This window comes from Bacillus sp. DX4.1, assembly GCF_030348195.1.
Classification (GTDB): domain Bacteria; phylum Bacillota; class Bacilli; order Bacillales; family Bacillaceae_G; genus Bacillus_A.
Map to the genome: position 1 here is coordinate 1 of NZ_JAUCFT010000008.1, position 7,500 is coordinate 7,500.

Sequence of the window (7,500 nt, forward strand, 5' to 3'; positions counted from 1 at the left end):
TTGGAAAATATCTCTGATTTATGGAATAGCGCCTTAAAAGAACTAGAAAAAAAGGTGAGTAAACCGAGCTATGAAACATGGCTAAAATCAACAAAAGCACACACCTTAAAAAAAGATACATTAACCATTACAGCTCCGAACGAATTTGCTCGTGACTGGTTAGAATCTCATTATTCGGAACTAATCGCAGAAACACTTTATCATTTAACAGGGGCGGAACTAGAAATTCGCTTTATTATTCCGCAAAGTCAAGCTGAAGAGGAGATTGACTATCCTCCTGCTAAAAAGAAAAGAATGAATGATGAACCTAATCACTTTCCTAAGAGCATGTTAAACCCAAAATATACATTTGATACATTTGTTATCGGCTCTGGGAACCGATTTGCTCATGCAGCTTCGTTAGCCGTTGCAGAAGCACCTGCTAAAGCATATAACCCGTTGTTTATTTATGGGGGTGTAGGACTCGGAAAAACGCACTTAATGCATGCAATCGGGCATTATGTAATTGAACATAACCCAAATGCAAAAGTCGTTTACTTATCATCGGAGAAATTTACAAACGAATTTATTAACTCCATTCGCGATAATAAAGCGGTTGATTTTCGTAATAAATATCGTAATGTAGATGTTTTACTTATAGATGATATTCAATTTCTTGCCGGAAAAGAACAAACGCAAGAAGAATTCTTCCATACGTTTAATGCACTACACGAAGAGAGTAAACAAATTGTAATTTCAAGTGATCGACCACCAAAAGAAATTCCGACGCTAGAAGATCGTCTTCGTTCACGTTTCGAGTGGGGGCTCATTACAGATATTACACCGCCAGATTTAGAAACGAGAATTGCAATTTTACGTAAGAAGGCAAAAGCAGAAGGTCTTGATATTCCAAATGAAGTCATGTTGTATATTGCCAATCAAATTGACTCTAATATTCGTGAACTAGAAGGTGCGCTGATTCGAGTTGTTGCTTATTCATCTCTGATTAATAAAGATATTAATGCAGATTTAGCTGCCGAAGCACTTAGAGATATTATTCCAAATTCTAAACCTAAAATTATTTCTATTTATGATATTCAAAAGGCAGTTGGGGATGTTTTTCAAATTAAATTAGAAGATTTCAAAGCAAAAAAACGTACAAAGTCAGTTGCATTCCCTCGCCAAATCGCAATGTATCTTTCACGCGAATTAACAGATTCGTCTTTGCCAAAAATTGGTGAGGAGTTTGGTGGACGTGATCATACCACTGTCATTCATGCACATGAAAAAATTTCAAAACTATTAAAAGCTGATACACAATTACAAAAACAGGTTGAAGAAATTATTGATATTTTAAGGTAGTAGCTGAATAGTGTGAATAACTTCTCTTGTTTTACGCACAGTCTATCCACATGTAGATAGACTGTTTTCCCGTCTCTAAATCGAGTTATCCACATATCCACAAGCCCTATTACTATTACTACTATTTTTTTATCTTTATTTAATAAATAAAATCTTATACTCACCGGAGGTTTTTTGAGATGCGTTTTACAATTCAAAAAGACTTTCTTGTAAGAAGTGTACAAGATGTAATGAAAGCTATTTCCTCTCGTACAACAATTCCAATTCTTACAGGAATTAAAATCGTAGCAACTGAAGATGGTGTTACATTAACAGGAAGCGATGCTGATATCTCAATTGAATCCTTTATACCAACTGAAGAAGCTGGTAAAGAGATTGTTGAAATAGCACAATCAGGCAGTATTGTTTTACAAGCAAAATATTTTAGTGAGATCGTAAAAAAATTACCTAAAGAATCAGTAGAAATTTCAGTGGAAAATCATTTTATGGCAAAAATAAAATCGGGGAAATCAGAGTTTAATTTAAACGGTTTAGATTCGGCTGAATATCCTTTATTACCGCAAATTGAAGAACATCATGTATTTAAGATTCCAACAGATTTACTAAAACACATGATTCGTCAAACTGTATTTGCTGTGTCAACTTCTGAAACACGTCCAATCTTGACAGGTGTAAACTGGAAAGTATATAACAGCGAGTTGACTTGTATTGCAACAGATAGTCATCGTTTGGCACTTCGTAAAGCAAAAATCGAAGGTCACAATATTGCGAATGAATTTCAAGCTAATGTTGTTATTCCAGGAAAAAGTTTGAATGAATTAAGTAAAATTCTTGATGAGTCAGAAGAAATGGTTGATATTGTTATTACGGAGTATCAAGTATTGTTCCGTACCAAACATTTATTATTCTTCTCTAGATTGTTAGAAGGAAATTATCCTGATACAACTAGACTTATTCCAGCGGAAAGCAAAACAGATATATTTGTAAATACAAAAGAGTTTTTACAAGCGATTGATCGTGCCTCTTTGTTGGCGAGGGATGGTCGAAATAATGTTGTAAAGTTATCTACCTTAGAACAGCAAATGTTAGAACTCTCTTCGAACTCACCAGAAATCGGAAAGGTAGTTGAAGAAGTTCAGTGTGAAAAGGTTGAAGGAGAAGAATTAAAAATCTCCTTTAGTGCAAAATATATGATGGATGCACTAAAAGCGTTAGACAGTACCGAAATTAAAATTAGTTTTACTGGTGCAATGAGACCATTTTTAATTCGTACAGTAAATGATGATTCCATCACTCAATTAATTTTACCGGTTCGTACTTACTAATCGGATTGAGGGTTGCTAGTTTAAACGTACTAGTGGCCCTTGTTTGATTTTAGGGGATGTTCAAAAAGTCCGGTAAAGAGAGCCGCTCTATTTCTTCGTTACTTCGCCAGTCCGGTACTTATGTAGTTCCATCTACACGCCGTATCCTTCTGGCTTCCGCGCCTCGAACTGCTCGGCTCTCTTGATCCTCCTTTTTGAACATGTACTTTTAGGGGTATTACTTTCCTAATGCTAGTTTATTTAGTACAATGAAAGAATGAACACTTTTAGAAAGTGAGCGATTTTATGAAACGTATTAAGATTTCGACAGAGTATATTACACTAGGACAATTTTTAAAGCTGGCTGACGTAATTGATACAGGCGGCGCTGTAAAATGGTTTTTACAAGAATATGAAGTGTATGTGAATCAAGAACTTGAAAATAGAAGAGGCCGAAAGTTATATGCAAATGACATTGTTGAAATTCCGGAGAGCGGAACATTTCAAGTTCAGGCATAAAGGGGGAGCCCTTTGTATATTACAGAAATACAATTAAAAAACTATCGCAATTATGAACATCTAGATCTTTCCTTTGAGGATAAAGTCAATGTAATTATTGGTGAAAATGCGCAAGGGAAAACAAATTTGATGGAAGCTATTTATGTGTTAGCGATGGCCAAATCTCATCGAACTTCGAATGACCGTGAACTTATCCGATGGGACGAGGATTATGGTAAAATAAAAGGTAGATTACAAAAACGAAATAGCTCCTTGTCTTTAGAATTAAACATTTCTAAAAAGGGGAAGAAGGCAAAGTTGAATCAACTTGAACAGCAAAAATTGAGCCAATATATTGGCGAAATGAATGTTGTTATGTTTGCCCCAGAAGATTTAAATCTTGTAAAAGGAAGCCCTCAAGTACGAAGACGCTTTTTGGATATGGAGCTTGGACAAATAGCTCCTGTGTATTTGTATGAATTAAGTCAATATCAAAAAGTGCTCACGCAGCGAAATCACTTGCTGAAGAAAATGCAAGGGAATAGTAAAAACGAGGAAACAATGCTAGATGTGTTTACACTTCAGCTTATTGAACATGGTGCGAAAATTCTGCGAAAACGTTTTGAATTTTTGCATTTGCTACAAGAGTGGGCCGCTCCAATTCATCGCGGGATTAGCAGAGGATTAGAGGAACTAGAAATAGTTTATAAACCAAGCGTGGATGTATCAGAATCAATGGATTTGTCGAAAATAAAAGAAGTATACTATGAAAGTTTTCAATCTGTGAAACAACGTGAAATTTTCCGTGGTACGACTTTAATTGGTCCTCATCGTGATGATTTACAATTCTTCGTTAATAGTAAAAATGTTCAAGTCTTTGGTTCGCAAGGACAACAACGAACAACCGCACTTTCCCTAAAGTTAGCTGAAATTGAATTAATTTATTCAGAGGTTAACGAATATCCAATCCTCTTACTAGATGATGTGTTATCAGAATTAGATGATTATCGCCAATCACATCTGCTAAATACAATTCAAGGAAAAGTGCAAACATTTGTGACAACGACGAGTGTCGACGGAATTGAACACGAAACATTAAAGCAAGCAAAAACAATTCATGTAACGAACGGCACGGTAGATTGTGAAATAGACAGAAGATAACTTCTGTTTAAATGGAAAAGTAGGTGATCTTTGTGTCAATGGAACAAAAACAAATGCAGGAAAATGCATATGATGAAAGTCAAATACAGGTACTAGAAGGTTTAGAAGCAGTTCGGAAACGTCCTGGTATGTACATTGGTACTACAAGCGGAAAGGGTCTTCATCACCTTGTATGGGAAATTGTCGATAATAGTATTGACGAAGCATTAGCAGGGTACTGTGACGAGATTAATGTCAGTATTGAAGAAGATAACAGTATCGTTGTAACAGATAATGGTCGTGGTATTCCGGTTGGTATACAAGAAAAGATGGGACGTCCTGCTGTAGAAGTTATTATGACTGTGCTTCATGCCGGTGGTAAATTCGGCGGTGGCGGTTATAAAGTTTCTGGTGGTTTACACGGTGTTGGTGCATCTGTTGTAAATGCTCTTTCCACAGAATTAGAAGTGTTTGTACATCGTGATGGAAAAATTCATTATCAAAAATATGAACGTGGTATTCCAGCTGCAGATTTAAAAGTAATTGGGGAAACGGATCATACAGGGACAATAACGCGTTTTAAACCAGATCCGGAAATCTTTACTGAGACAACGGAATATGAGTTTGATACATTAGCAACACGTATGCGTGAACTAGCATTCTTAAATCGTAATATTAGAATGATAATTGAAGATAAGCGTGAACAGAAACAAAAGAAAGAATTTCATTATGAAGGTGGAATTAAATCTTACGTTGAGCATTTAAATCGCTCGAAGGAGCCAATTCATGAGGAACCTGTATATGTAGAAGGTTCAAAAGATGGCATTCAGGTTGAAGTTGCGCTTCAATATAACGAAGGGTATACAAATCACATTTATTCATTCACAAATAACATCCATACGTATGAGGGCGGTACGCATGAAGTTGGCTTTAAAACAGCTTTAACACGTGTGATTAATGATTATGGACGTAAAAATAATATTTTAAAAGATGCTGATAGTAATCTAACGGGTGAAGATGTTCGTGAAGGTTTAACAGCAATTGTGTCCATCAAACATCCAAACCCACAGTTTGAGGGGCAAACCAAAACAAAGCTTGGAAATAGTGAAGCAAGAACGATTACAGAGTCTATATTCTCAGAGGCTTTTGAAAAGTTTTTACTTGAGAATCCAAACGTAGCTCGTAAAATCGTAGATAAGGGAACAATGGCAGCGAGAGCACGTGTTGCTGCTAAGAAAGCTCGTGAATTAACGCGCAGAAAAAGTGCGTTGGAAGTATCTAGTTTACCAGGTAAATTAGCAGATTGTTCTGCTAAGGATCCTTCTATTAGTGAAATTTATATTGTAGAGGGTGACTCTGCGGGAGGTTCTGCGAAACAAGGTCGTGATCGTCACTTCCAAGCGATTCTACCGCTAAAAGGTAAAATCATTAACGTAGAAAAAGCACGTTTAGACAAAATCTTATCTAACGATGAAGTGCGTACGATTATCACAGCAATTGGTACTAACGTTGGCGGAGATTTCGATATTGAAAAGGCTCGTTATCATAAGATTATTATTATGACGGATGCCGATGTCGATGGTGCGCATATTCGTACTCTATTATTAACGTTCTTTTATCGTTATATGCGCCAACTTCTTGAATATGGTTACGTGTATATCGCACAGCCGCCTTTGTTCAAAGTACAACAAGGGAAAAGAATTGAGTATGCTTACAATGATAAAGAGCTTGAAAGCATATTAGCGGAGATGCCAAAACAGCCAAAACCAGGTATTCAGCGTTATAAAGGTCTTGGAGAAATGAATCCAACGCAGTTATGGGAAACAACAATGGATCCAGAAGTACGTTCTCTTCTTCAAGTTTCACTTCAAGATGCAATAGAAGCAGATGAAACATTCGAAATCTTAATGGGAGATAAAGTTGAACCGCGTCGTAACTTTATCCAAGAAAACGCAAAATATGTGAAAAACCTTGATATTTAATGATTGATGACAGGAATCTGAGTGTTCCTGTCTTCTACATATAAATGAACAGGAAATGTAATGAGGAGGTGCTGGTTGATGTCAGACAACCAACAACAAGGCCGGATTCGAGAGGTTAATATTAGCCATGAAATGCGTACCTCGTTTTTAGATTATGCGATGAGCGTTATCGTATCTCGTGCGCTGCCAGATGTTCGAGATGGATTAAAACCTGTTCACCGTAGAATTTTATATGCGATGAACGATTTAGGAATTACTGCTGATAAAGCATACAAAAAGTCTGCACGTATTGTTGGTGAAGTAATTGGTAAGTACCATCCGCACGGTGATTCGGCAGTATATCAAACAATGGTGCGAATGGCCCAAGACTTTAGTCAACGTTATATGCTCGTAAATGGACATGGGAACTTCGGTTCTGTCGATGGTGATTTTGCAGCTGCAATGCGTTATACAGAAGCAAAAATGTCCAAGATTTCTATGGAATTACTGCGTGATATTTCCAAAAATACAATTGATTATCAAGATAACTACGATGGTTCGGAAAGAGAACCAATTGTCTTACCTGCGCGTTTTCCTAATTTATTAGTAAATGGTGCAACAGGTATCGCTGTTGGTATGGCGACGAATATTCCGCCACATCAACTAGGTGAAGTAATTGATGGAGTGTTAGCGTTAAGTCATAATTCTGAAATTACAATTGCTGAATTGATGGAGCATATTCCGGGTCCAGACTTCCCTACAGCGGGTCAAATTCTAGGACGCAGTGGTATTCGAAGAGCGTATGAAACAGGACACGGGACGGTTATTCTTCGTGGAAGAGTAGAAATTGAAGAGAAGGCAAATGGAAAGTCAACGATTATTGTAACTGAATTACCATATCAGGTGAATAAAGCAAGATTGATCGAAAAGATTGCTGAACTTGTTCGCGATAAAAAGATTGATGGTATTACAGATTTACGTGATGAATCAGATCGAAATGGTATGCGTGTCGTGATGGAATTAAGACGTGACGTAAATGCAAATGTATTGCTAAATAACTTATATAAGCATACAGCGCTTCAAACAAGTTTTGGTATTAACATGTTGTCACTCGTAAATGGGGAACCAAAGGTATTAAACTTAAAACAAACTTTATACTATTATTTAGAGCATCAAAAAGTTGTAATCCGCAGACGTACTGCTTATGAATTAGAGAAAGCGGAAGCACGTGCTCATATTCTAGAAGGTTTACGTGT

General features: G+C 36.7%; 6 protein-coding genes (1 of these 6 only partly in view). All 6 read left to right on the plus strand.

Features of this window, described 5'->3' with window-relative positions; translation table 11 throughout:
- Positions 1–1,341, plus strand: a complete 1,341-nt coding sequence (dnaA, locus tag QUF99_RS03355; protein WP_289368653.1) for a chromosomal replication initiator protein DnaA — start codon at positions 1–3, stop codon at positions 1,339–1,341.
- Between the two features lie 179 nt (positions 1,342–1,520).
- On the plus strand, positions 1,521–2,666 hold the full coding sequence (gene dnaN, locus QUF99_RS03360; RefSeq protein ID WP_289368654.1) for a DNA polymerase III subunit beta: 1,146 nt from the start codon (positions 1,521–1,523) through the stop codon (positions 2,664–2,666).
- A 285-nt stretch (positions 2,667–2,951) separates the two neighbouring features.
- Positions 2,952–3,164, plus strand: a complete 213-nt coding sequence (yaaA, locus tag QUF99_RS03365) for a S4 domain-containing protein YaaA (RefSeq protein WP_286123013.1) — start codon at positions 2,952–2,954, stop codon at positions 3,162–3,164.
- Between the two features lie 12 nt (positions 3,165–3,176).
- Entirely contained in the window at positions 3,177–4,304 is a 1,128-nt protein-coding gene (gene recF / locus QUF99_RS03370) for a DNA replication/repair protein RecF (protein WP_289368655.1), read from the plus strand.
- 38 nt (positions 4,305–4,342) lie between these two features.
- The gene (gyrB, locus tag QUF99_RS03375) at positions 4,343–6,265 is read left to right on the plus strand and encodes a DNA topoisomerase (ATP-hydrolyzing) subunit B (protein WP_289368656.1); all 1,923 of its coding nucleotides are present in this window, start codon (positions 4,343–4,345) and stop codon (positions 6,263–6,265) included.
- Between the two features lie 78 nt (positions 6,266–6,343).
- A protein-coding gene (gene gyrA / locus QUF99_RS03380) for a DNA gyrase subunit A (protein ID WP_289368657.1) crosses the window boundary here: on the plus strand, positions 6,344–7,500 show its 5' end (the start). Its footprint extends 1,315 nt past the window's final position; 1,157 of the gene's 2,472 nt are visible here — the first part of the coding sequence; the start codon lies at positions 6,344–6,346; the stop codon falls past the right edge of the window.